The sequence below is a fragment of the Stenotrophomonas sp. HMSC10F07 genome (assembly GCF_001807895.1).
Taxonomy (GTDB): domain Bacteria; phylum Pseudomonadota; class Gammaproteobacteria; order Xanthomonadales; family Xanthomonadaceae; genus Stenotrophomonas; species Stenotrophomonas sepilia.
In genome coordinates this window covers 1-23363 of the sequence record NZ_KV791429.1, presented here as the reverse complement: position 1 = coordinate 23363, position 23363 = coordinate 1, and the positions used below count along the sequence as shown (strand labels likewise).

18 protein-coding genes are annotated in these 23363 nt (G+C 68.7%); 12 read left to right on the top strand and 6 right to left on the bottom strand.

Annotated elements, in window-relative coordinates:
* Positions 1–13: 13 nt before the first annotated feature.
* A complete protein-coding gene (gene mnmG, locus HMPREF3114_RS15485) occupies positions 14–1903 on the top strand; it encodes a tRNA uridine-5-carboxymethylaminomethyl(34) synthesis enzyme MnmG (RefSeq protein ID WP_005420137.1) in 1890 nt (629 codons plus the stop codon).
* A 131-nt stretch (positions 1904–2034) separates the two neighbouring features.
* Here the strand turns inward: mnmG and smeC are convergent, their stop codons facing one another.
* The 3 genes from smeC to smeA are packed head-to-tail and all read right to left on the bottom strand — an operon-like array spanning position 2035 to position 7805.
* Entirely contained in the window at positions 2035–3450 is a 1416-nt protein-coding gene (gene smeC, locus HMPREF3114_RS15480; RefSeq protein WP_053496812.1) for a multidrug efflux transporter outer membrane subunit SmeC, read from the bottom strand.
* The gene (gene smeB, locus HMPREF3114_RS15475) at positions 3447–6596 is read right to left on the bottom strand and encodes a multidrug efflux RND transporter permease subunit SmeB (RefSeq protein ID WP_053496811.1); all 3150 of its coding nucleotides are present in this window, start codon (positions 6594–6596) and stop codon (positions 3447–3449) included. The genes smeC and smeB overlap by 4 nt, the downstream gene beginning before the upstream one ends.
* Before the next feature lie 12 nt (positions 6597–6608).
* Positions 6609–7805 (bottom strand): multidrug efflux RND transporter periplasmic adaptor subunit SmeA, encoded by a 1197-nt coding sequence (gene smeA / locus HMPREF3114_RS15470; RefSeq protein ID WP_053496810.1) that lies wholly within the window; start codon positions 7803–7805, stop codon positions 6609–6611.
* Positions 7806–7933: 128 nt separating this feature from the next.
* Between smeA and baeS the strand changes: the two genes are divergently transcribed.
* From baeS to HMPREF3114_RS15420, 10 genes are all read left to right on the top strand, one after another.
* Positions 7934–9325, top strand: a complete 1392-nt coding sequence (gene baeS, locus HMPREF3114_RS15465; RefSeq protein WP_070489969.1) for a sensor histidine kinase efflux regulator BaeS — start codon at positions 7934–7936, stop codon at positions 9323–9325.
* A complete protein-coding gene (locus tag HMPREF3114_RS15460; RefSeq protein WP_005420147.1) occupies positions 9322–10011 on the top strand; it encodes a response regulator in 690 nt (229 codons plus the stop codon). The genes baeS and HMPREF3114_RS15460 overlap by 4 nt, the downstream gene beginning before the upstream one ends.
* A 147-nt stretch (positions 10012–10158) precedes the next feature.
* On the top strand, positions 10159–10980 hold the full coding sequence (locus HMPREF3114_RS15455; protein ID WP_005420149.1) for a nucleotidyltransferase domain-containing protein: 822 nt from the start codon (positions 10159–10161) through the stop codon (positions 10978–10980).
* Positions 10981–11143: 163 nt separating this feature from the next.
* On the top strand, positions 11144–11674 hold the full coding sequence (locus HMPREF3114_RS15450; RefSeq protein ID WP_070489967.1) for a gamma carbonic anhydrase family protein: 531 nt from the start codon (positions 11144–11146) through the stop codon (positions 11672–11674).
* 123 nt (positions 11675–11797) lie between these two features.
* A complete protein-coding gene (locus HMPREF3114_RS15445; protein WP_005420157.1) occupies positions 11798–12487 on the top strand; it encodes an RDD family protein in 690 nt (229 codons plus the stop codon).
* Positions 12484–13476 (top strand): stage II sporulation protein M, encoded by a 993-nt coding sequence (locus tag HMPREF3114_RS15440; RefSeq protein ID WP_065177881.1) that lies wholly within the window; start codon positions 12484–12486, stop codon positions 13474–13476. The genes HMPREF3114_RS15445 and HMPREF3114_RS15440 overlap by 4 nt, the downstream gene beginning before the upstream one ends.
* Positions 13466–15082 carry a DUF4129 domain-containing protein gene (locus tag HMPREF3114_RS15435; RefSeq protein ID WP_070489965.1) on the top strand — a complete coding sequence of 539 codons (1617 nt, stop codon included), beginning with the start codon at positions 13466–13468 and terminating at the stop codon, positions 15080–15082. Before HMPREF3114_RS15440 ends, HMPREF3114_RS15435 begins: the two co-directional genes overlap by 11 nt.
* Positions 15079–16263 (top strand): DUF4350 domain-containing protein, encoded by a 1185-nt coding sequence (locus tag HMPREF3114_RS15430; protein WP_005420168.1) that lies wholly within the window; start codon positions 15079–15081, stop codon positions 16261–16263. Before HMPREF3114_RS15435 ends, HMPREF3114_RS15430 begins: the two co-directional genes overlap by 4 nt.
* Complete coding sequence (locus HMPREF3114_RS15425; RefSeq protein WP_005411535.1) at positions 16260–17246, top strand: AAA family ATPase; 987 nt, start codon at positions 16260–16262, stop codon at positions 17244–17246. Before HMPREF3114_RS15430 ends, HMPREF3114_RS15425 begins: the two co-directional genes overlap by 4 nt.
* On the top strand, positions 17243–18541 hold the full coding sequence (locus HMPREF3114_RS15420) for a DUF58 domain-containing protein (protein ID WP_070489963.1): 1299 nt from the start codon (positions 17243–17245) through the stop codon (positions 18539–18541). Before HMPREF3114_RS15425 ends, HMPREF3114_RS15420 begins: the two co-directional genes overlap by 4 nt.
* 97 nt (positions 18542–18638) lie before the next feature.
* Here HMPREF3114_RS15420 and HMPREF3114_RS15415 read toward each other — a convergent pair whose 3' ends face one another.
* Genes HMPREF3114_RS15415 through HMPREF3114_RS15405 form a run of 3 tightly spaced genes read right to left on the bottom strand, consistent with a single transcriptional unit; the run spans position 18639 to position 21044 of the window.
* Positions 18639–19286 (bottom strand): hypothetical protein, encoded by a 648-nt coding sequence (locus tag HMPREF3114_RS15415; protein ID WP_053496802.1) that lies wholly within the window; start codon positions 19284–19286, stop codon positions 18639–18641.
* Positions 19286–20464, bottom strand: a complete 1179-nt coding sequence (locus HMPREF3114_RS15410) for a glutathionylspermidine synthase family protein (RefSeq protein ID WP_070489961.1) — start codon at positions 20462–20464, stop codon at positions 19286–19288. The genes HMPREF3114_RS15415 and HMPREF3114_RS15410 overlap by 1 nt, the downstream gene beginning before the upstream one ends.
* Positions 20465–20471: 7 nt before the next feature.
* On the bottom strand, positions 20472–21044 hold the full coding sequence (locus tag HMPREF3114_RS15405; protein ID WP_005420172.1) for a DUF1190 domain-containing protein: 573 nt from the start codon (positions 21042–21044) through the stop codon (positions 20472–20474).
* A 407-nt stretch (positions 21045–21451) separates the two neighbouring features.
* Between HMPREF3114_RS15405 and ilvD the strand changes: the two genes are divergently transcribed.
* Complete coding sequence (ilvD, locus tag HMPREF3114_RS15400; RefSeq protein WP_053496800.1) at positions 21452–23290, top strand: dihydroxy-acid dehydratase; 1839 nt, start codon at positions 21452–21454, stop codon at positions 23288–23290.
* The last annotated feature ends 73 nt before the right edge of the window (positions 23291–23363 follow it).

Sequence of the window (23363 nt, the reverse complement as noted above, 5' to 3'; positions counted from 1 at the left end):
GCTGAACAGCCCCATGAACCCGTCCTTCCATCGTTACGACGTCATCGTCATCGGCGGTGGCCACGCCGGCACCGAAGCCGCGCTGGCCGCGGCCCGTACCGGCGTGCGCACCCTGCTGCTGACCCACAACATCGAAACAGTGGGCGCGATGAGCTGCAACCCGGCCATCGGCGGCATCGGCAAGGGCCATCTGGTCAAGGAAATCGACGCCCTGGGCGGTGCGATGGCGCATGCCGCCGACCGCGCCGGCATCCAGTGGCGCACGCTCAACGCCTCCAAGGGCCCGGCCGTGCGCGCGACCCGCTGCCAGGCCGACCGCAACCTGTATCGCATGGCGATCCGCGCCATCGTCGAAGGCCAGGCCAACCTGACCGTGTTCCAGGCCGCCGTCGATGACCTGGTCATTGAAGGCGACGCCGTGCGCGGGGTCATGACCCAGACCGGCCTGCGCTTCGACGCCGGGGCCGTGGTGCTGACCGCCGGCACCTTCCTGGCCGGCAAGATCCATGTCGGCCCGACCCAGTACGCCGCCGGCCGCATGGGCGACCCGCCGGCCACCACGCTGGCGGCGCGCCTGCGCGAGCGTCCTTTCCAGGTGGACCGCCTGAAGACCGGCACGCCGCCGCGCATCGATGGCCGCTCACTGGACTACAGCGTGATGGACGAGCAGCCGGGCGATTCGCCGCGGCCGGTGATGTCCTTCCTCGGCTCGGTGGACGAGCATCCGCAGCAGGTCAGCTGCTGGATCACCCACACCACCGAGCAGACCCACCAGATCATCCGCGACGCGCTGCACCGCTCGCCGCTGTACAGCGGCCAGATCGAAGGCATCGGCCCGCGCTACTGCCCGTCCATCGAGGACAAGGTGGTGCGCTTCGCCGAAAAGGCCAGCCACCAGATCTTCGTCGAACCGGAAGGCCTGGGCATCGTCGAGATCTACCCCAACGGCATTTCCACCTCGCTGCCGTTCGACGTGCAGCTGGAGATGGTGCGCAGCATCCGCGGCTTCGAGAACGCGCACATCACCCGCCCCGGCTACGCGATCGAGTACGACTTCTTCGATCCGCGCGGGCTGAAGGCTTCGCTGGAAACCAAGCTGGTCAACGGCCTGTTCTTCGCCGGCCAGATCAACGGCACCACCGGCTATGAGGAGGCCGCCGCGCAGGGCCTGCTGGCCGGCCTCAACGCCGCGCGCCAGGTGCGTGGGCTGGACGGTTGGTGCCCACGCCGCGACGAGGCGTACCTGGGCGTGCTGGTGGATGACCTGATCACCCACGGCACCAACGAGCCGTACCGCATGTTCACCAGCCGCGCCGAGTACCGGCTGCAGCTGCGCGAGGACAATGCGGACCAGCGCCTGACCCCGACCGGCCGCGAGATGGGCCTGGTGGATGATCGTCGCTGGGGTGCGTTCGAGACCAAGCAGGCCGCTGTTGCTGCCGAGCGCGCACGCCTGGGCGCGCTGTGGGCAACCCCGGCCAATGCGCTGGGCCGCGAAGTGCAGGACACGCTGGGCGTGGCGGTCAGCCGCGAGACCAACGTGCTGGACCTGATCAAGCGCCCCGAACTGGATTACGCGCAGCTGATGCAGGTGCCGTCGCTGGGCCCGGCCGTGGCCGACGCCAAGGTGGCCGAGCAGGTGGAGATCGGCGTGAAGTACGCCGGCTACCTGGACCGCCAGCGCGAGGAGATCGAGCGCCAGCAGCGGCATGAGGCCACGCCGATCGCCGAGGCGTTCGACTATGCGACCGTGCGCGGGCTGTCGGCCGAAGCACTGCAGAAACTGGAGCGGGTGCGCCCGCAGACCATCGGCCAGGCGCAGCGTATTCCGGGCATGACCCCGGCAGCGATCTCACTGCTGCTGGTGCACCTGGAGCGTGCACGCCGGGGCCGCGTGGCGTAAGCGGTCGCACCTGCGTCTGGTGGGTGCCGGCCTTGGTCGGCACATGAATCTGCCTTGGTGGGTGCCGACCTTGGTCGGCACGAATCATCAGACCGCGACATTCCATGCCTTCGTGCGACCAAGGTCGGCAGCTAGCGTGCGTCGGCCCCGCCGCCCAGCACCTTGAACAACGTCACCCGGTTGCCCGCCTCCTGCTGCTGCAGCGCGATCAGGTCCTGCTGCGCGGCAAACAGGCTGCGCTGCGCATCCAGTGCCTGCAGATAGCCGTCCAGCCCGGTGCGGTAACGCGCATCGGCCAGCGTGTAGCTGCGCTGGTTGGCGGCCACCAGCGCGCGCTGTGCGTCCATCTGCACGGTCAAGTGATCGCGCGTGGCCAGCGCATCGGCTACTTCACTGAAGGCCTGCTGGATCGCCTTCTCGTACTGCCCGATGCCGATGTCCTTGCCGATCTTCGAGGCATCCAGCGATGCCTTCAGCGCGCCGGCGTGGAAGATCGGCGCGGTGATGCTGGGCGCGAACGACCAGCCACGGGTGCCGGCCGAGAACAGCGTCGACAACGCGGTGGAACTGTGGCCGTAATTGGCGGTCAATGTCAGCGTCGGGAAAAATGCAGCACGCGCGGCACCGATATCGGCATTGGCCGCCTGTAGTACGTGTTCGGCGGACAACACGTCCGGGCGCTGCAGCAGCACGCTGGACGGCAGGTTGGCCGGCAGCGGCGCCAGTGCCACGCTGCCATCCAGCGCCTGCACGGTTGGCAGCAAGGCCGGATCCAGCGGCGCCCCCACCAGCAACTGCAATGCATCGCGATCCTGCGCCTGCTGCGTCTGCAGCTTGGCCAGCGCACCGCGCGCGGCTTCGACGCTGGTCTGTACCTGCGACAGGTCCAGGCCCGAGGCCAGGCCTTGGGCGTGGCGGGCCTCGGTGCGCTGCAGGGTCTGCTGCTGGCTGTCCAGGGTCTGCCGGGTGAACGCCAGTGACTGCTCGTCCGCTGCCAACGCCAGCCACGCCGTGGCCACTTCGGCCACCAGGCTGGTGCGCGCGGCGCGCTGGTTCTCGGCGCTGGCCAGCCAGTTCTGCAGGGCCTCGTTCTTCAGGCTGCGGATGCGTCCGAACAGATCCAGTTCCCAACTGCTGATACCCACCTGCACGGCATCGGATTCGGTTACCTGGGTGGCACCGGTCTCGCTGTTGGCATCACTTACCCGCGAGCGGGTGACACTGCCGCTGGCATCCACCGACGGCAGCAGCGCCGCGCGCTGGATGCGGTACTGCGCGCGTTCCTTCTCCACCTGCAGCATGGCCACGCGCAGGTCGCGGTTGTTCTGCAGCGCCAGCGCGATCACCTGCTGCAGGCGCGGCTCGAGGAAGACTTCGCGCCAGGCTGGCACCGCCAGTGCTGGCTCGGCCTCGGCCGTGGCGGCATTGCCGAATTGTGCCGGCACCGGCGCCTCGGGCCTCTGGTAATGCGGCGCCATGCTCACGCAGCCGCCCAGCACGGTGGTCATCGTTGCGGCCGCAATGGCGCGCAGCAGCATCGGCTTCATGGGCTTGCCTCCGGGGCAGTGGCTTCGGCAGGCGTGCGGCCCGGGAACAGGCGGCGCACGAGCAGGTAGAACAACGGCACGAAGAACATGCCCAGCACCATCGAGGCGACCGTGCCGCCGGCCACGCCGGTACCCAGCGAGCGGCGCGCGGCCGAGCCAGCGCCGGTGGCGAACACCAGCGGCAGCACACCCATCAGGAACGCCAGCGAGGTCATCACGATCGGCCGCAGGCGCAGATAGACGGCCTGCAGGATCGCCTCGCGGGTGCTCCTGCCCTGCTGTTCAAGGATGCGGGCGAACTCGACGATCAGGATGCCGTTCTTGGCCGCCAGGCCAATCGTGGTCAGCAGGCCGACCTGGAAGTACACGTCGTTGTTGAGGCCACGCAGGTTCATCATCAGCACCGCACCAAACACGCCCACCGGCACCGCCAGCATCACCGCGAACGGCACCGCCCAGCTTTCATACAGCGCGGCCAGGCACAGGAACACGAACAGCAGCGAGATGGCGTACAGCATCGGCGCCTGATTGCCCGACAGCTGTTCCTGGTAGGCCATGTCCGACCAGGCATGGCTGAAGCCTTCCGGCAGCGCGTCGGCCAGGCGCGCGATCTCGGCCATCGCCTCACCGGAACTGACGCCCGGCGCGGGCTGGCCGGTGATCTCCATCGCCGACACGCCGTTGTAGCGCTGCAGCGCGGCCGGCGCGCTGGTCCAGTGCGCGCTGACCAGCGACGACAGCGGCACCATCTGGCCGACCTGGTTGCGCACGCTCCAGCGCTCGATGTCCTGCGGCTGCATGCGCGCTTCGGCGGTGCCCTGGATGAACACCTTCTTGATGCGGCCCTTGTAGATGAAGTTGTTGACGAAGTCGCCGCCCAAGGCCGCATTCAAGGTGTCATTGATGTCCTGCGGATTCACGCCCATGGCCTGCGCCTTGGCGTCGTCCACCTTCACCGCATACACCGGCGCGTCGTCCAGGCTGGCGTAGCGCACGTTGACCAGCTTCGGATCCCTGGCGGCCTCCTTCAGCAGCGTGTTGCGTGCGGCCACGGCGGCGGCATGGCCGGCGCCGCCTTCGTCCTGCAGTTCCAGGGTGAAACCGCCCGCATCGCCCAGGCCAAGGATGGCCGGTGGCGAGGTGATGAACACCTGCGCATCGGGCACGCTGGCCATGGCCGCGGTCAACCGTGCGGCAATGGTGTCGGCGTCATCCTTGCGGTCATCCCAGTCCTTCAGCCGGATGAAGGCCTGGCCGACGTTCTGGCCGCTGCCGGTGACACTGAAACCGGCGGTGGCCTGGATCGACAGCACGCCGTCGTCCTTCACCGCGGCGGCACTCAGGCGATCCATCACCGCGCGGGTCTGCTCCAGGGTGGCACCGGCCGGCAGCTTCACCAGCGCGTTGAGCATGCCCTGGTCCTCGTCGGGCAGGAACGCGCCCGGCAGGTGCCACAGCAGCAGGCCGGTGGCCACGCTCAGCGCCAGGTAGAACACCACGCCCAGCGTGCGCCGGCCAAGGAAGCCATCCACCCGGCGACGCAGGCCGTTGGAGGTGCGCTCGAAACGGTGGTTGAACCAGATGAAGCACTTGCCCAGCAGGCTCGGCTCACCGCCGTGGTCGCCGTGCGGATGGCCGCCCTTGGGAATCTGGTGCAGGATGCTGCCGCACAGGGCCGGGGTGATGGTCATCGCCACCAGCACCGACAGGATCATCGCAGCGGCAATCGTCACCGAGAACTGGCGATAGATCACGCCGGTGACACCGCTGAAGAACGCCATCGGCAGGAACACGGCGGTCAGCACCAGCACGATGCCCACCAGCGCGCCGGTGATCTGGCCCATCGCCTTCAGCGTGGCCGGCTTCGGCGCCAGCCCTTCGAAGGTCATCACCCGCTCCACGTTCTCCACCACCACGATGGCATCGTCCACCAGCAGGCCGATGGCCAGCACCAGTGCGAACATGGTCAGGGTATTGATCGAATAGCCAAATGCCGCCAGCACGCCGAAGGTGCCCAGCAGCACCACCGGCACCGCGATGGTCGGGATCAGGGTGGCGCGCCAGTTCTGCAGGAACAGGTACATCACCAGCACCACCAGGATGATCGCCTCGATCAGGGTGATCACCACTTCCTTCAGCGAGATGGTCACGAACGGCGTGGTGGTGAACGCCACGTGGTAGGTGTAGCCGTGCGGCCAGTACTTCTGCAACTGCTGCAGGCGGGCCTCGATGGCCTTGGACACGGCGATGGCATTGGCGCCGGCATTGAGCTCGATGCCCAGCGATGCCGACGGCTTGCCGTTGAAGGTGCTGATGCTGTCGTAGCTCTCCGGCCCCAGGCCGATCGTCGCCACGTCGCCCAAGTGCACTACGCTGCCGTTGGCATCGGCCTTCAGCACCACCCGCGCGAACTGTTCGGGCGTGTGCAGGCGGCTGCGCGCGGTGACCGTGGCGTCCAGCTGCTGGCCCTTCAGTGCCGGCTGGCCACCCAGCTCACCGGCCGAGACGTCGGTGTTCTGCGCCTGCAGTGCGGTCTCGATGTCCGACGGCATCAGCGCGTACTGGCGCATCTTCTCCGGGTCCAGCCAGATGCGCATGGCGTATTCCTGGCCGATCGGCTGGATGTTGCCGACACCACTGACGCGGCTGATCTGGTCGTCGATGCGCGCTTCCATGAAGTTGGCGACATCGAAGTTGTCCATGCTGCCGTCTTCGCTGGTGAACGACAGCACCTCGAAGATCGAACCACTGGACTTGGTGATGGTCAGGCCGTTCTGCTGCACCGCCTGCGGCAGCGTCGCCATCGCCGCCTGCAGCTGGTTCTGCACCTGCACCTGCGCGGTGTCCGGATTGGTGCCGGTGGCAAACACCAGGTTGACCTGCGCCGAGCCATCGGAGGCGCTGGTGGAGGTCATGTACATCAGGTGGTCCAGGCTCTGCTGGGACTGCTCGATGACCTGGGTGACCGCGTTTTCCACGGTCTGCGACGAGGCGCCGGTGTAGGTGGCGCGGATGGTGATGGTGGGTGGGGCGATCTGCGGGTAGCGGTCCACCGGCAGGATCAGGATCGCGAGCAGGCCGAGCAGGCTGACCGCGATGGCGATCACCCAGGCGAAGATCGGCCGGTCGATGAAGAAACGAACCATGCGCGGCAGGCCTCAGTGCGACGTTTCGTCGGTGTTGCCGGTCGGGTCGATCGCCGGCATTGCGGCCAGCTGCGCGGTGGTGGCCGCCACCGCCTGCACCTGCTGGCCAAGCGCTACCGCGCTGCCGTTGCTGACGATCACCCGATCGCCAGCCTTCAGCCCCTGCGTGATCTGCCACTGGTTGCCCACTACCTGGCCGGTGCTGACCCGGCGCTCGACCACGCGGTCCTTTGCGTCGAGCAGGCGCAGCAGCGGCTCGCCACGTTCATTGCGCAGCACCGCCTTCTGCGGCACCAGCAGGGCGCGCGCATCGGTGGCCATCGGCAACACCGCCCTCAGGTACATGCCCGGCAGCAGCAGGCCCTCCGGGTTCGGAATGACCGCGCGCAGCACCACGTTGCCGGTGCCCGGGTCGACTGCGCTGCCGACAAACTCCAGGGTGCCTTCATGCGCGTACGTGCTGCCGTCCTCCAGCAGCACCTTCACCTGTGCCTTGCCGTCGATGGCTTTCACCCGGCCGGCATCGAGCTGCTTGCGCAGCGCCAGCATCTGCGTGCTGGACTGGGTGACATCCAGATAGACCGGGTCCAACCGCTGGATGGTTGCCAGCGCCGCGTCCTGGCCAGCGGCGACCAGCGCGCCAGCGGTGACACTGGACGTGCCGATGCGGCCATCGATCGGTGCAGTAACCCGGGTGTAGTCGAGGTTGATGCGGGCCGCCTGCAGCGCAGCGCGCGCGGCGATCACATTGGCCTGGGCCTGCTTCAGTGCCGAGGTGGCATCGTCGGCGTCCTGCTTGCTGGCCGCATCCATGCCCAGCAGCGTGCGGGTGCGCTCGGCCTTCGGCTGCGCCGACAACACAGTGGCCTCGGCCTGCGCCAGCTGGCCACGCGCGGTATCGAAGGCGGCCTGGTACGGCGCCGGATCGATCTGGTAAAGCAGCTCGCCGGCCTTGACCTGCTGGCCTTCGGTGAACAACCGCTGGCGGATCAGCCCACCGACCTGCGGGCGCACCTCGGACACCTCGAACGGTACGGCGCGACCGGGCAGGGTCTGCTGCAGGGCCAGCGGCTGCACGCTGGCAGTGATGACGCCCACTTCAGGGGTGGCCGGGGCCTCGGGCCTGCCCGCCGAGCAGGCCGCCAGGGCCAGCAGCAGGGGCAGCAACAGCGGACGGGGGGAGCGGGACAGCGGGCGCAGGAGTGACATGGGGGGCGTGGGGGCCTTGCGTTGACCCGTGCACGCTGCCGTGGAACTGTGCAGAGAATATGGAGATTGTGCGACCGGCTCAGCGGGCGCTTGCTTTCGGCGCCGCATGCGCCGCTAATGGCCCCGCGATGGCGAAGATTCGACTCAAATTCGGCCTGACCGCGAAGACCTTCCTCGCGATCTTCACCGCCTGCCTGCTGGTGCTGGCAGTGAACGGTATTGCCAGCCGCGTGGCGTTCCAGACCGGCTTCCTGGACTACCTCAATGACCAGGGCGACCTGCGCATGCAGCGCGTGATGCCGCACCTGCAGCGCGAGTACAGTGCGCACGGCGGCTGGGAGCACCTGCGCGGCGACAGTGACCGCTGGGCGCGGCTGCTGCGCCCGGATCTGGCCCATGGGCACGAGGGGCCCGTGCCACCGCTGTCCGACCAGACCGGCGTTCCCTCCCGCCTGGGCCTGTTCGATGCACAGCATCGGTTCGTAGCCGGCAACCCGGACGCCACCAGCGACGACGAGCCGCACGCCGTGCAGGTGGACGGGCACACGGTCGGCTGGCTGGGCATGGTGCCGTTCCAGACCGTCATCGCCACCAACGACCTGAACTTCTACAACACCCAGATGCGTGCGTGGTGGGTGATCGGCATCGCGCTGCTGCTGGTGACGGTGCTGCTGGCCTGGCTGGTATCGCGCGCGCTGCGCCAGCGCCTTGCCAAACTGGCGGCGGCCACCCACCGGCTCGCCGCTGGCGACTACGCCACCCGCATCGAGCGCACCAGCGACGACGAGCTGGATGCACTGGTCAACGACTTCAACCGGATGGCGCAGGCGCTGGACGACACCGAGCGCAACCGCCGTGCCTTCATCGCCGATATCTCGCACGAACTGCGCACGCCGCTGGCGGTGGTTCGTGCCGAACTGGAAGCCATCGAGGACGGCATCCGCCCGCTGGACCGCGCCAACCTCGGTGCCCTGCAGGGCGAGATCCGCCAACTGGGCAAGTTGATCGACGACCTGCACGACCTGTCGATGACCCAGTCCGGCGGCCTGGCCTACCGCTTCGCACCGCTGGACCTGGCGGCGCTGCTGCGCAGCGAGCTCAATGGCATGCGCGTGCGCTTCTCCACGGCCGGGCTGGCACTGGAGGAGAACCTGCCCGCCACACCGCTGCAGGTATCCGGTGACGAACGACGCCTGCAGCAGGTGCTGGCCAATCTGCTGGAAAACGCATTGCGCTACACCCACGCCGGGGGCCGCGTACGCGTGCAGGCAGCGCGCGTGCCTGGCGGCGTGCAGCTGATCGTGGAAGACACCGCGCCAGGCGTGCCGGCGGACAAGTGCGCGCTGCTGTTCGAGCGCTTCTACCGGGTGGAGAGCTCGCGCAACCGGGCCAGCGGCGGCAGCGGGCTGGGCCTGGCCATCAGCCACAACATCATCCTCGCCCACCACGGCCTCATCCACGCCGAGCCATCGCCGCTGGGCGGGCTGCGCGTGGTCATTACCCTGCCGGAGCCTGCATGAGCCTGTCCACCGCCGCGTCCTCGAAGATCCTGATCGTCGAGGATGAGCCACGCCTGGCCTCGGTGCTGCGCGACTACCTGGCCGCCGCCGGCATGACCAGCGAATGGGTGGACGATGGCGGCCAGGTGATCGACGCATTTGCGCGCTACCAGCCCGACCTGGTGCTGCTGGATCTGATGCTGCCGCAGCGCGATGGCGTGGACCTGTGCCGCGAACTGCGCGCCAGCAGCGATGTACCGGTGATCATGGTCACCGCACGGGTGGAGGAGATCGACCGCCTGCTGGGCCTGGACATCGGTGCCGACGACTACATCTGCAAGCCGTTCAGTCCGCGCGAAGTGGTCGCACGGGTGATGGCGGTGCTGCGCCGTTACCGCCCGGACCCCGCTGCGCGTGCCAACAGCGGGCTGCATATCGACGAACCGGCAGCCCGCGCTACCTGGAACGGCAAGGGCCTGGACCTGACCCCGGTCGAATACCGCCTGCTGCGCACGCTGCTGGCCACGCCGGGCCGGATCTGGGCGCGCGACGAGCTGCTCGACCGCCTCTATCTGGACCACCGCGTGGTGGTCGACCGCACCGTCGACAGCCACGTGCGCAACCTGCGCCGCAAGCTGGCTGACGCCGGCATGGAAGGCGAACCGATCCGTTCGGTGTATGGCATGGGCTACAGCTACGAGCCGTGATCGCGTTCGCCGGGCTTGGCCCGGCGCTACCCCGTCATGCCTCGTCGACGAATGTCACCCTCTGGTAGCGCCGGGCCATGCCCGGCGAGCGCAGCGATGCAGACCTGCGCTACAGTCGGGAACGCTCGACATTAAGAACACAACTGCATGGACGACATCCACCCGATCGCGCCGGACAAGCGCGCCGCCATTCTTTCCAGCCTCGCCGACATCGAACAGCGCCACAATGTGCGTGTGCTGCTGGCCTGCGAATCCGGCAGCCGTGGCTGGGGCTTCTCTTCGCCGGACAGCGACTACGATGCACGCTTCATCTACGTGCATCGCCAGCCGTGGTATCTCAGCGTCAACGAGAGCACCGGCCCGGGCGATGCGCAGCGCGATGTGATCGAGCTGCCGATCGACGATGAGCTCGACGTCAGCGGCTGGGACCTGCGCAAGGCACTGCGGCTGGTCTCAAAATCCAATCCGACACTGATCGAATGGCTGCGCTCGCCGATCGTGTACCGGCAGGATGACGCTGCGGTGGCACTGCTGTGGGAAGCGGCCCAACGCTTCTACTCACCCTTGGGCAGCTGGTGGCACTACATGAGCATGGCCAGGACCACGCACAGCCGCCACCTGGGTGAGCCCACCATCAGCACCAAGAAGTACCTGTATGTGCTGCGCGCCCTGCTTGCCTGCCAGTGGATCGAGAGCGAGCCCACGCCGCCGCCGATGGCCTTCGAGGATCTGCTGGACCGGTTGCTGCCGGACGGCCCGGTGCGCCACGCCATCGACGCATTGCTGGTGGTCAAGCGCGCCAGCGCCGAGGTCAGCGCTCGTCCGCGCATCGCGCTCATCAGCGAGTACATTGACCATGCGATGGCCGTTCGCGCGGCGCAGGCCCCGCAGCTGCCGGCCGGACAGGGCGACAGCGCCTGGCTGGACGTGCTGTTCCGGCGGATGCTGGCCGAGCACGCGCCGTCCTGAGCGGTTGCACCCGTTTCTGGTAGCTGCCGACCTTGGTCGGCATCGAGATCACCATCCACGCATGGCGTGGATCTACTGTGTATCCGCGCGGCCCAGGGCGGTACCTCCCCCAGCGGACGCACGCGTATCATCGTCGCGAACGCCCTGATTTCCGGAGATATCGATGAACCCGCTGCGCCCCTTCCGCGACAACATGCCCATCCTCGGCGAGCGCGTGTACATCGACCCGGCCTGCACCGTCATCGGTGACGTGGAGCTGGCCGCGGACGTATCGGTGTGGCCGGGCACGATCATCCGCGGCGACGTCAACTACGTGCGCATCGGGGCGCGCACCAATGTGCAGGACGGCACGATCATCCACGTCAGCCACCACAGCCCCTACAACAAGGCCGGCTACCCGACCCTGATCGGCGAAGGCGTGACCGTCGGCCACGGCTGCATCATCCATGCCTGCACGATCGGCGACTACAGCCTGATCGGCATGGGCGCCTGCATCCTCGATGGTGCGCGCATCGAGCGCCATGGCTTCGTCGGCGCCGGTGCGGTGGTCGGCCCGGGCAAGGTGGTTGGCGAAGGCGAGCTGTGGGTGGGCAATCCGGCCCGCCCGGCGCGCACGCTGAGCGACAAGGAGATCGAGTCGCTGCACTACTCGGCCGACCACTACGTGCGGCTGAAGGACGAATACCTGGGCTGAGCAGCCAACGCCGCCATGCGGCTCTGCTAAAGTCTGGGCCCGACCAGGACCTGTCGAGACCCCCATGCCTGTGGCTGCCTGCCGGAGAGGACTCCGGCGCCCACAACGAAGGCCATCGCACTGATGGCCGCACCGATGCTCGATACCTACCGCGAGGTGGTGACGCCGGAGGGTGTGCCGCTGCAGCTGCCGGCAGCCGGCCCGGTGCCACGGGCGATGGCGTGGCTGGTGGATCTGGGCGTGCGCATCGCGGTACTGGTGGTGATGTCGATTCCACTGGCACTGCTGGATTCGTTCGGCTCCGGGCTCGGCCTGGTGCTGATGTTCCTGGTGTACTGGGCCTACCCGATCGTCTGCGAAGCGCTGTGGGGCCGTACCCTCGGCAAGCGCGCGCTGGGCCTGCGCGTGCTTGCGCGCGATGGCGCGCCGGTAGGCTGGATGCCTGCCATCACCCGCAACCTGCTGCGCACCGTGGACATGCTGCCGTTCGGCTATGCACTGGGCCTGATCAGCAGCCTGTTCGATCCCCATGGCCGTCGCCTGGGCGATCTGGTGGCCGGCACCGTGGTGGTGCATGCGCCCGTGCTGTACCTGCCGCCTCCGCCCACCATCGACAGCGTGCTGGCCCCGCCGCAGCCGCTGCGACCGGAAGAGCAGGCCGCGCTGATGGCCTTCGCCGAGCGCGCGCCACGGCTGTCGGCGGCCCGCCAGCAGGAACTGGCCGGCATCGCCGAACCGCTGACCGGCACCCACGGCCAGGTCGGCGTACTGCGCTTGTATGCCATGGCAAACTGGCTGTTGGGGCGGCGATGAAGCAGGAGCAGTTCGTCGCCCGCTACCAGCAGGAATGGCAGGACCTGGAACACTGGCTGCTGCTGCGTGCTGGTGCTGCGCGCCGCACGCGGCGCAAGGCCAGCGCGCTGGCAGTGGACGACGCCGCCTTCCCGCAGCGCTACCGGCGCCTGTGCCAGCAGCTGGCACTGGCCCGCGAGCGCGGCTACAGCCCGCAGCTGGTGCAGCGCCTGCAGCAGTTGATGCAGCAGGGCCACAGCGTGCTGTACCGCACGCCGCCGACGCGCTGGCGCGGTGCACTTGAATTCCTGGTGGCCGACTTCCCGCTGCTGGTGCGCAGCCAGGCGCGCAGCATGTGGGTGGCACTGGCGATGTTCGCGCTGCCGGCGGTGGCCTGCTTCGTGCTGGCGCAGCTCTACCCGGACCTGATCCACATGGTGATGGACAACCGCCAGATCGCCGAGATGGAGCGCATGTACGATCCAGCGGCCGAGCGCCTCGGGCGTGACAGCGGCACGGACTGGATGATGTTCGGCCACTACATCCTGAACAACATCAGCATCGCCCTGCGTACCTTCGCCAGTGGTCTGCTGGCCGGCCTGGGCACGCTGCTGGTGCTGCTGTTCAACGGCGTGATCATCGGTTCGGTGGCCGGCCACCTGCAGCACATCGGCCATGGCGATCCGTTCTGGCGCTTCGTCGCGGGCCATGGTGCGTTCGAGCTGACCGCGATAGTGATCGCCGGCGGTGCCGGCCTGCAGCTGGGCATGAAACTGCTGGCCCCCGGCCGGCGCAGCCGCCTGGATGCCCTGGTCGAAGGCGGCCGCATCGGGGCCCGGCTGTGCCTGGGCGTGGCGTTCATGCTGCTGGTGGCCGCGTTCATCGAAGCGTTCTGGTCGTCGATTGCCGAAGTGCCGGCGTGGGGCAAGTTCAGCGTGGCCGGTGTGCTGTGGGCCGGCGTGCTGCTGTGGCTGTGGCGCGGCGGGCGCGGAGGCGGCAATGCGCATTGACCGCCTGGACGTGGCGCTGCGCGCGCGCAGTGGCTGGGAAGCAATGGAGCTGGGCAGCGCGCTGTCGCGCCGCCACGCGCGTGCGGTATGGGGCAGCTGGCTGCTGGCCAGTGCACCGTTGTTCGTGATCTTCAACGCGCTGGGCTGGTGGCTGGATGCGTTCGGCTGGGCCTGGCTGGCGATGTGGTGGTGCAAGCCACTGTTCGAGCGAGCGCCACTGTACGTCCTGTCGCGCGGCATCTTCGGTGAGCCGGTGGGCGCGCTGGCAGCGCTGCGCGCGCAGCGCAGCTGGGGCAATGCAGGCTTCTGGGGCTACCTGGGCTGGCGCCGCTTCAGCGTGCTGCGCAGCCTGTGCCTGCCGGTGAACCTGCTGGAAGGCAACGCGCCGGCCCAGCGCGGTGCACGCCGCCGCGCCGTGGCGGCCGGTGCCGCGGGCGCCGCCGTCGTGCTGACCCTGGCCTGCATGGCCTTTGAAGGGGTGCTGGTGTCCGGTGCGATCGGCGCGGTGTTCATGTTCATGCCACTGGAGCTGATGTCCGAATCATGGCGTGCCGCATGGGACATGATCGGCCAGGACACGCCTGCCTGGGCGCAACTGGGCTTCAACCTGGCGTGCTGGCTGGCATCGGTGCTGATCGGACCGTTCTATGTCGGCGCCGGCTTCGGCCTGTACTTGAACCGGCGTACGCAGATGGAAGCGTGGGACGTGGAGATCGCCCTGCGCCGCCTGCGCGAGCGGCTGCTGCCGGCAGCATCGACGCTGGCGCTGCTGCTGTGCCTTGCCCTGCCGCTGGCCTCCGCGCCAGTGCATGCGCAGGACGCGCAGACGGTCGCTGGGCAGGCCGGCGATGCCGAAGAGGACGAGGACAGCGCGGACGAACCCGCCACTGCGGCCAACGACCCGGCCAATACGCCGGCGATGATCTTCGGTGCGGCGCCGGTGGACACCGCCGGTTTCCGCCAGGCGGTGAACCGCGCCTATGAAGATCCGCTGCAGCGCCCGACCCGCCAGGTCACGCGCTGGAAGCCGATCGAACAGGCCGAGGAAAAAAAGAAGGAAGACAAGGCGCTGCAGAGCGACGGCAGCAGCAAGGGCGAGCGCAGCAACCGCAAGGCCGGCATTGCCTGGCTGGCGCGCCTGGCCGAGTGGGGCCTGTGGGCCCTGCTGGGCGTCCTGCTGCTGGTGCTGCTGCTGACCGCACGGCTGTGGCTGCCGTGGCTGCGCGGCAGTGGCCGGCGCAAGGCCGACGCTGTACCGCAGGTGGTGGAGGAACAGGTGGAGCTGCCGGTCGTGCTGCCGCCGGACGTGGCCACCCAGGCCGGCCTGCTGTGGGACCAGGGCCGGCCGCGTCAGGCGCTGGCCCTGCTGTACCGCGCCAGCGTGCGCACGGTGGGCGAGCGCAGCGGCATCGCGCTTCCGCCCGGTGCCACCGAAGCGCAATGCCTTCGCGCCTCGCGGCGCATGCCCGATGCCACCGACCGTGACCTGTTCGCGCGCATCGTGCGCATGTGGCAGTACGCCGCCTACGGTGGCCGCCTGCCCAGCCGCGCCGATTTCGATGCACTGGCCGACACGCTGCGCCAGCAGTACCGGTGGCTGGCATGAGCCCGCGCCTGTTCTGGTCGCTGTTGCTGGGCGGGCTGGTGCTGCTCGGCGTACCGCTGACGATCCTCTACCTGCGCACGCATGAGCGGGTGACCGAGACCGTGCAGCTGCCGCCGCAGGGCGAAGCCGGCTACAACCCGCTGTACGTGCTTGGGCAGGCCCTGCGTGCCGATGGCATCGACGTGCACTCGCGGCCGCGGCTGGACCTGCAGCAGATGGCGCTGGGTCCGCGCGACACGGTGGTGCTGCTGCAGGACAGCAGCGAACTGCCGGCACCGGCGGCCAGGGCCCTGCTGGCCTGGGTCGATGGTGGTGGCCATCTGCTGGTGCGCACGCCGCCACCCGCAGAGGACGACGCCAGCAGTACGCAGGGACCGCTGCTGGACCAGCTGGGCGTGGACAGCCTGTACCAGCAGAGCGACTGCCAGCCGTTCCACGTCATCGACGATCCCAGCCATGTGGAGTTCTGCGGTGGTCGTCGCTTCACGCTGGGCTTTGCCGCCCGTACACACGCCGAACGGCGTTGGGGCAACGAGCGCAACCTGGTGTTCGCGCGACTGCGCCACGGGCAGGGCAAGGTGAGCGTGCTGGCCGACATGGAGTTCATGCGCGGCGAGGTGGATTCGCCGGCAGCACGCCTGGCGTCGGCTGCGGGCAAGGCCAGCGACGGCCTGCACGATCTCTCGCACCGCGACCTGACCCGCTATCTGCTCGATCCGAACTACGGCAAGGGCACTTTCTGGCTGGTCTACGCCAGCCGCCCGCCATCGCTGTGGGCGCGCCTGTTCTACCAGGGCTGGCCGGTGTGGGCGCCGCTGCTGCTGGCCCTGCTGGGCTGGCTGTGGGGCCGTTCGCAACGCTTCGGCAGCCGCCTGCCGTCGCCGGTGCTGGAACGCCGCTCGCTGCTGGAACACGTGCGTGCCAGCGGCGAGCTGCTGCTGCGCTTCGGCCAAGGCGCGCGCCTGTATGACGCCGTGCTCGCCCTGTTCCTGCATCGCCTGCGCCTGCGCGCACCGGTGGCCGCCGCACTGGACGGCGCGCCGCGCGAACAGGCCATCGCCGAACTGCTGTCCTGGCCGCAAGGCCGCGTTGCCAGCGCGCTCACGCCCCCTCCGCCGCACGATTCCTCCGCCCTGCGCGAGCGCATCCGCTTGCTGCTCCAGATGAGATCCCTGCTATGACCGAAGTCCCCGAGCTGCCGGCGGCCGCCAACGCCCGCCTGATCGAACGCGTCGATGCCATCCGCGATGCCGTCGGCCACGCCTTCATTGGCCAGGCCGATGTACTGGACCAGATCCTGGTGGCGCTGCTGGCCGGTGGCCACGTGCTGATCGAGGGCGTGCCCGGGCTGGGCAAGACCCTGCTGGTGCGCGCACTGGCACAGGCCCTGGAACTGGATTACGGCCGCGTGCAGTTCACCCCCGACCTGATGCCCAGCGACGTCAGTGGCCATGCGGTGTACGACCCGAAGAGCGAGAGCTTCAAGATCCGCCGTGGCCCGGTGTTCACCAACCTGCTGTTGGCCGATGAGATCAACCGTGCGCCGGCCAAGACCCAGTCGGCACTGCTGGAAGTGATGCAGGAAGGCCAGGTGACCATCGAAGGCAAGGCGTTCACCCTGGCGCCGCCGTTCATGGCGCTGGCCACGCAGAACCCGCTGGAGCAGGAAGGCACCTACCCGCTGCCGGAGGCACAGCTGGACCGCTTCCTGCTGAAGGTGCTGATCGACTACCCGCAGCTGGAGGACGAGAAGCGCATGGTGACCGCGATCACCAGTGGCCGCGCCGCCAGCGATTTCGACCTGAGCCAGGTGCCACGCGTACTCGGTGCCGGCGAACTGCTGGAACTGCAGCGCGCCACCGCGGCGATCACCGTCGATGACGAAGTGATCGACTACGCAGTACGCATCGTCGCGGCGACCCGGCAGTGGCCGGGCATCGCGGTCGGCGCCGGCCCACGCGGCAGCATCGCGCTGGTGCGTGCCTCGCGTGCGCAGGCGGTGCTGGCCGGCCGCGACTTCGTCACGCCGGACGACGTGCGCGACATTGCTCGCCCGGCACTGCGCCACCGCATTGCACTGGCCCCCGAGCTGCAGATCGAAGGCCAGGACGCCGACGACGTGCTGGGCGCACTGCTGGCCAAGGTGGAAGCACCGCGCCGATGAGGCCTGCCCCGCTGCTGCTGGCGCTGCTGCTGGCCTGGGCCGCCCTGGGCGGCCTGGTGCTGGGCGGGTTGCTGCCGCGCTGGAGCTGGGCGCTGGCCGCCGTGGCCATCGCGCTGCCTGCGCTGTTCGACCTGTGGCGCCAGTCGCAGCGCCCGTCGCCGCAGGTACAGCGCGAACTGCCCGAAGCGCTGGCGCTGGGCGTGCGCCGCGAGGCGGCGCTGCGGCTGCAGGCCGAGCAATCGATGACGGTGCAGGTGTTCGACCTGGTCCCCGGCGGCTGGCCGCTGGAATCGCTGCCACAGCGCGTGCGCCTGCGGGCCAGTAGCGCCTCCACGCTGCACTACCACCTGCAGCCGCTGCAGCGTGGGCGCTTCCGCTTCGAAGGCGTGCACCTGCGCATGCGCTCGCCGTGGCGCCTGTGGTGGCAGCAACGCACGCTGCCGCCCGCACTGGACGTGCGGGTCTATCCGAATTTCGTGCCGCTCACGCGCTTTGCGTTGTTCAGTGCCGACCAGGCCTCGCGGCTGGTCGGTGCACACGTGAAGCGCCGCCGTGGTGAAGGCACCGACTTCCACCAGATGCGCGAGTACCGCGTCGGCGACAGCCTGCGCCAGCTGGACTGGAAGGCCACCGCGCGTGCGCGCAAGCTGATCTCGCGCGAGTACCAGGACGAGAAGAACCAGCAGTTGCTGCTGATGCTCGACAGTGGCCGGCGCATGCTGGCCAGCGAAGGCGGTCTCTCGCACTTCGACCATGCCTTGAATGCCTCGCTGGTGGTGGCCTACCTGGCGCTGCGCCAGGGCGATGCCGCCGGCCTGTTCGCTGCCGGTGGCGAACGCCGCTGGGTCGCGCCGCAGCGCGGCATGGGCACGGTCGAGCACCTGCTGCGCGCCAGCTACGACCTGCAGCCACGCGCGGTGGCCACCGATTACCTGGCCGCTGCCACCGAGGTGTCGCTGCGCCAGCGCCGGCGAGCACTGGTGATGCTGGTCAGCAACGTGCGCGACGAGGACATCGAAGACCTGCTGGCGGCGGTGCGCCTGCTGCAACGGCGCCACCTGGTGTGCGTGGCCAGCCTGCGCGAGCGCGAGCTGGACGGCGTACTGGAGGGGGACGTGCAGACGCTGGAGGACGCCACCCAGGCCGGTGCCGCGGCGCTGTACCTGCAGCAGCGCGCGAAGGCGCACGAAGCGCTGCGCAGCGAGAAGGTGATGGTGCTGGACGTCACCGCCGACGCCCTGCCGGGCGCGCTGGTGGAGCGCTACCTGGCGGTGAAGCGCGAAGGGTTGCTGTAACCCTGCGATTGACCGGCGCCGAGCATGGGCTCGGCTCTACAGACGGCCTGATTCTGTAGCGCCGAGCCCATGCTCGGCTGTCGGCCAGCGGCCGGCACTACCCTTGCAGCAAGCGACGCTGCAACCGCTCCACCGCACGCTGCAGCAGCGCCCGGTTGCGGGCCAGCTTCATCCACTGCGGCAGGCGCGAGAACATGGATCGATGATGGCCGCGGCCCTCGCGCAGCGTCGCGCCCGCGTATTCGTGCAGTGCCTGCAGATGTTCGGCGTTGTAGGCCCACAGCAGGCCCGCGCGGGTCGATTCGACCAGGCGCAGCGGCAGACCGAAATGCGGATCGGCAGGCTCGGCGTCACGCAGGGGACGCGTCAACACCGTGACCTCGGTGCTGCGACCGCACTGTGCGCATCGGGCGGGGAAGGATGCAGGCGCGGGGATGCCGGCGGGAATCGGCCGACACACATGCAGCCACTGATGCCCGCAGAATCCACAGGGCTGGCGGCCCAGAATGCGGACCGCACCCACCCAGTCGCCGCTGTCCAATGCAGCGCTGCAAGCGGTGCAGCGGAAACGCGCGGTCCATCGATAGGTTTCCCATCGGGCGATCACCCAACCGGGGGCATCGCAGCGGTGGCAACGCACCGCGACGCGGTCGGCGAAGGCCTGCAGGCTGCGCCCGTCATCGAAATGCCGGCCCGGCGCGGGCGTGGCACGCCCATGCCGGCCAGGCCAACGCCGCACCGTCATCAGACGTAGATCCGCGTCGGCGCCTCGTCGACGATCGCGTGCGGCACGAACCGCGCACTGTCGCGGGTGATCGCACTGTCGTCCTCGCGGATGCCGATGCCGCAGGCGTGGTCACCCACCACCCAGCTGCCGATCAGCGGGTAGCCACCTTCGAAGCGGGTCAGCGGATGGGCGCGCTGGATGATCGCCGGGCCGTCATAGGGACCGTCGCTGCGCTGGGTGCTGCCATCGGCCAGGTGCATCTCGATGTTGGCACCTTCGCGCGAGAACAGCGGCTTGCGCACCCAGCCCGGGGCCAGCGTGCTGCCGTCATCGAAGTGCGCCTCCAGCAGGTTCGGATGGCCTACGTTGCGCTGCCACAGCAACGGCAGGATGCCCTTGTTGCTCAGCACTGCCTTCCACGCCGGTTCCAGCAACTGCACGCCCGAACCGGGCAGCGCGCGGCCGAACTCTTCGGCCATCAGGTCTTCCAGCGGGTACAGCTTGAACAGCGTGCCGATCACCGAATCATCCAGCGCGGTGAAGCGGCCGTCCTCGGACAGGCCGATGTCCTCGATCGCGATGGCCTGGCCATGCAGGCCGGCCTGCGACGCGCAGTCGCGCAGGTAATCGACAGTGCCACGGTCTTCTTCCGAGCTTCCCACCGCGCTGAAGTACAGCGGCGGCGGCAGCTGCGTGGCCAGTTCGCCGAAGCGCTCGACCAGCGCCTCATGGATCGCATTGAACTGGTCGGCATGCTGCGGCAGGCGGCCGGCGTTGCGCTGGTCTTCCAGCCACTGCCACTGGAAGAAGCTGGCCTCGAACAGCGAGGTCGGCGTGTCGTAGTTCAGCTCGTACAGCTTGGCCGGACCGGTGCCGTCGTAGGCCAGGTCCAGGCGGCCGTAAAGGTGCGGCTGGCGCTGGCGCCAGCTGTCGGCGATCCAGTCGCGGTAATGCGACGGAATCGCCAGCTGGTCCATCAACCGCTCGCTGCCGATGACATCACCGACCAGGTCCAGCGCCATCTGGTGCAGCTCGGCACTGGGGTCTTCGATGTCCTGTTCGATCTGGCGCAGGGTGAACGCGTAGTACGCGCTTTCATCCCAGTAGGGCTGGCCATCGATGGTATGGAAACGGAAACCCGCTTGCTCCGCGCGTGCCCGCCACTGGGCACGCTCGGCAATCCGGATGCGCTGCATGGGTCGATCAGCCGCCGTAGCTGCCGCTGGTGCTGCGGCGTGCGCTGGTGTTGCCGAAGCCACCACGGCTGGCAGTGACCGCACGGTTCGGTTCGCTGGTGACCGGTGCCAGACCGGCCTTGCCGGCGCCGATGCCGCTGGCGGTGTTCAGGCCACCGGTGCCGCCCGGTGCCGGGCGCGCCCAGCCAGCGTTCTTGTCCTGGTATGCCGGTGCCGACGCCGGCGCCTGCGGGGCGAGGCCGCCGCGGTTGCTCAGCATCTGCGACATGAAGAAACCCATCATCATCGGGCCGATGAACGAGGTGCCGGCCGAGGTGTGCTGCTGCACGCACTGCTCCGGCTTGTAATCCTTCTCGCAGGCTTCCTTGCTGGCGTACTTCGGCGCCGCATCGGCGGCCTGCTTCTGCGCTTCGGCAAAGGCGTTGCGGCACGACGACGGATCACCGGTGGCCTCGGTGCAGGCCTCGACCGAGGTGTACAGGCCTTCCTGCACCTTCACCTCCGGCTCCTTCTGGCAGGCGGTGAACAGCAGCGGCGCAGCGCTCATCAGCAGCAGCGCGGTGGTGCGGGAACGTTTCATGGCCTCATGCCCTGTATACGGATCAATGCCCAATGATGCCAAATCCTCACCAACAACCGGAATCGGCAAAGTGGGAAAGATGAACGGCCTTTCATTTTCGTCGGCATTGGGGTCAGAGCCCATCGCGCTGCGATGGGATCCGACCCCGGGCGGCACACCGCACTGGTAGGTGCCAACCTTGGTTGGCACACGCCCCGCGGCGCCGCGCTATGCCCGGCGCGCGCAGCCAAGTCTCCGGCGAGAAGCCCCCTTGTTGTTCAAGGGGGCGCGCCGCAGGCGCGGGGATAAGGGGAAATGCGCGGACCACCAAGCCGCTGCAAGCGGTGAAGGTGGTTGCAGCAGCAACCGAAAAAATTGGCCATGATCGGCTGACCCCCACGTCGTACGGCCCGCCCGTTCCGCCAGCCATGCCCGAATACCGTTCCCGCACCTCCACCGCCGGCCGCAACATGGCCGGCGCCCGCGCCCTGTGGCGTGCCACCGGCATGAAGGACGGCGACTTCCACAAGCCGATCATTGCCATCGCCAACTCCTTCACCCAGTTCGTGCCCGGCCACGTGCATCTGAAGGACCTCGGCCAGCTGGTCGCGCGCGAAATCGAACAGGTCGGTGGCGTCGCCAAGGAATTCAACACCATCGCCGTGGACGACGGCATCGCGATGGGCCACGACGGGATGCTGTATTCGCTGCCCAGCCGCGAGATCATCGCCGACGCCGTGGAGTACATGGTCAACGCGCACTGCGCCGACGCGCTGGTGTGCATCAGCAACTGCGACAAGATCACCCCCGGCATGCTGATGGCTGCGCTGCGCCTGGACATCCCGGTGGTGTTCGTCTCCGGCGGGCCGATGGAAGCGGGCAAGACAAAGCTGTCCGAGCACAAGCTGGACCTGGTCGACGCGATGGTGGTGGCCGCCGATGACAGCGCCTCCGACGAGAAGGTCGCGGCCTTTGAGCGCAGCGCCTGCCCCACCTGCGGCTCCTGCTCGGGCATGTTCACCGCCAACTCGATGAACTGCCTGACCGAAGCGCTGGGCCTGTCGCTGCCCGGCAACGGCACTACGCTGGCCACCCATGCCGACCGCGAGGCGCTGTTCCGTCGCGCCGGCCGCCTGATCGTCGAGCTCTGCCATCGCTGGTACGGCGGCCAAGACCCGAGCGCGCTGCCGCGCGGGATCGCCACCCAGGCCGCGTTCGCCAACGCGATGACCCTGGACATCGCCATGGGCGGCTCCACCAACACCATCCTGCATCTGCTGGCCGCAGCGCAGGAAGCGGAGGTCGACTTCGACCTGACCCACATCGACGCGCTGTCGCGACGCGTCCCGCAGCTGTGCAAGGTGGCGCCGAACACACCGAAGTACCACATCGAGGACGTGCACCGCGCCGGCGGCGTGTTCGGCATCCTCGGTGAACTGGATCGCGCCGGCCTGCTCGATACCACAGTGCCGACCGTGCACAGCGCCAGCCTGGCCGAAGCGCTGGAACGCTGGGACGTGGTGCGCAGCGACAACGACACCCTGCATACCTTCTTCAAGGCCGGCCCGGCCGGCATCCCCACCCAGGAGGCCTTCAGCCAGGCCACGCGCTGGCCCGCGCTGGACCTGGACCGCGCCGAGGGCTGCATCCGCTCGCTGCAACATGCGTATTCGCTGGAAGGTGGCCTGGCTGTGCTGCGCGGCAATCTGGCCGTCGATGGCTGCGTGGTGAAAACCGCCGGCGTGGACGAATCGATCCATGTGTTCGAAGGCCCCGCACGCGTCTACGAAAGCCAGGACGCCGCCGTCGCCGGCATCCTCGCCGACGAGGTGCAGCCGGGCGAGGTGGTGGTGATCCGCTACGAAGGGCCGAAGGGCGGCCCGGGCATGCAGGAGATGCTGTACCCGACCAGCTACCTGAAGTCGAAGGGACTGGGCAAGCAGTGCGCGCTGCTCACCGATGGCCGCTTCTCCGGTGGCACCTCGGGGTTGTCGATCGGCCACGTTTCGCCGGAAGCGGCCAGTGGCGGCGCGATCGGGCTTGTGGAAGACGGTGACCGCATCCGCATCGACATCCCGGCCCGCCGCATCGACCTGCTGCTGGATGAGGCCACGCTGGCCCAGCGCCGCAGCGAGGCCGATGCACGCGGCTGGAAACCGCGTGCGCCGCGCCCGCGCAAGGTCACCAGCGCCCTGAAGGCTTACGCCCTGCTCGCCACCAGCGCCGACAAGGGCGCCGTGCGCAACACCGCCCTGCTGGGCGATTGATCCCTACGCGGTAGTGCCGGCCGCTGGCCGGCATCTGGGAAAAGGGGACGGAGGGGATTAAGTCGTTTGTGCC

Bases quoted from the DNA above. Each gene is read 5' to 3' on its own strand.
- HMPREF3114_RS15455 (WP_005420149.1), top strand. From the start codon at position 10,159: ATGGACGACATCCACCCGATCGCGCCGGACAAGCGCGCCGCCATTCTT.
- HMPREF3114_RS15430 (WP_005420168.1), top strand. From the start codon at position 15,079: ATGAGCCCGCGCCTGTTCTGGTCGCTGTTGCTGGGCGGGCTGGTGCTG.
- HMPREF3114_RS15460 (WP_005420147.1), top strand. From the start codon at position 9,322: ATGAGCCTGTCCACCGCCGCGTCCTCGAAGATCCTGATCGTCGAGGAT.
- smeC (WP_053496812.1), bottom strand. From the start codon at position 3,450: ATGAAGCCGATGCTGCTGCGCGCCATTGCGGCCGCAACGATGACCACC.
- mnmG (WP_005420137.1), top strand. From the start codon at position 14: ATGAACCCGTCCTTCCATCGTTACGACGTCATCGTCATCGGCGGTGGC.
- HMPREF3114_RS15450 (WP_070489967.1), top strand. From the start codon at position 11,144: ATGAACCCGCTGCGCCCCTTCCGCGACAACATGCCCATCCTCGGCGAG.
- HMPREF3114_RS15415 (WP_053496802.1), bottom strand. From the start codon at position 19,286: ATGACGGTGCGGCGTTGGCCTGGCCGGCATGGGCGTGCCACGCCCGCG.
- smeB (WP_053496811.1), bottom strand. From the start codon at position 6,596: ATGGTTCGTTTCTTCATCGACCGGCCGATCTTCGCCTGGGTGATCGCC.
- baeS (WP_070489969.1), top strand. From the start codon at position 7,934: ATGGCGAAGATTCGACTCAAATTCGGCCTGACCGCGAAGACCTTCCTC.
- HMPREF3114_RS15440 (WP_065177881.1), top strand. From the start codon at position 12,484: ATGAAGCAGGAGCAGTTCGTCGCCCGCTACCAGCAGGAATGGCAGGAC.
- HMPREF3114_RS15410 (WP_070489961.1), bottom strand. From the start codon at position 20,464: ATGCAGCGCATCCGGATTGCCGAGCGTGCCCAGTGGCGGGCACGCGCG.
- smeA (WP_053496810.1), bottom strand. From the start codon at position 7,805: ATGTCACTCCTGCGCCCGCTGTCCCGCTCCCCCCGTCCGCTGTTGCTG.
- HMPREF3114_RS15445 (WP_005420157.1), top strand. From the start codon at position 11,798: ATGGCCGCACCGATGCTCGATACCTACCGCGAGGTGGTGACGCCGGAG.
- HMPREF3114_RS15405 (WP_005420172.1), bottom strand. From the start codon at position 21,044: ATGAAACGTTCCCGCACCACCGCGCTGCTGCTGATGAGCGCTGCGCCG.
- HMPREF3114_RS15425 (WP_005411535.1), top strand. From the start codon at position 16,260: ATGACCGAAGTCCCCGAGCTGCCGGCGGCCGCCAACGCCCGCCTGATC.
- HMPREF3114_RS15435 (WP_070489965.1), top strand. From the start codon at position 13,466: ATGCGCATTGACCGCCTGGACGTGGCGCTGCGCGCGCGCAGTGGCTGG.
- ilvD (WP_053496800.1), top strand. From the start codon at position 21,452: ATGCCCGAATACCGTTCCCGCACCTCCACCGCCGGCCGCAACATGGCC.
- HMPREF3114_RS15420 (WP_070489963.1), top strand. From the start codon at position 17,243: ATGAGGCCTGCCCCGCTGCTGCTGGCGCTGCTGCTGGCCTGGGCCGCC.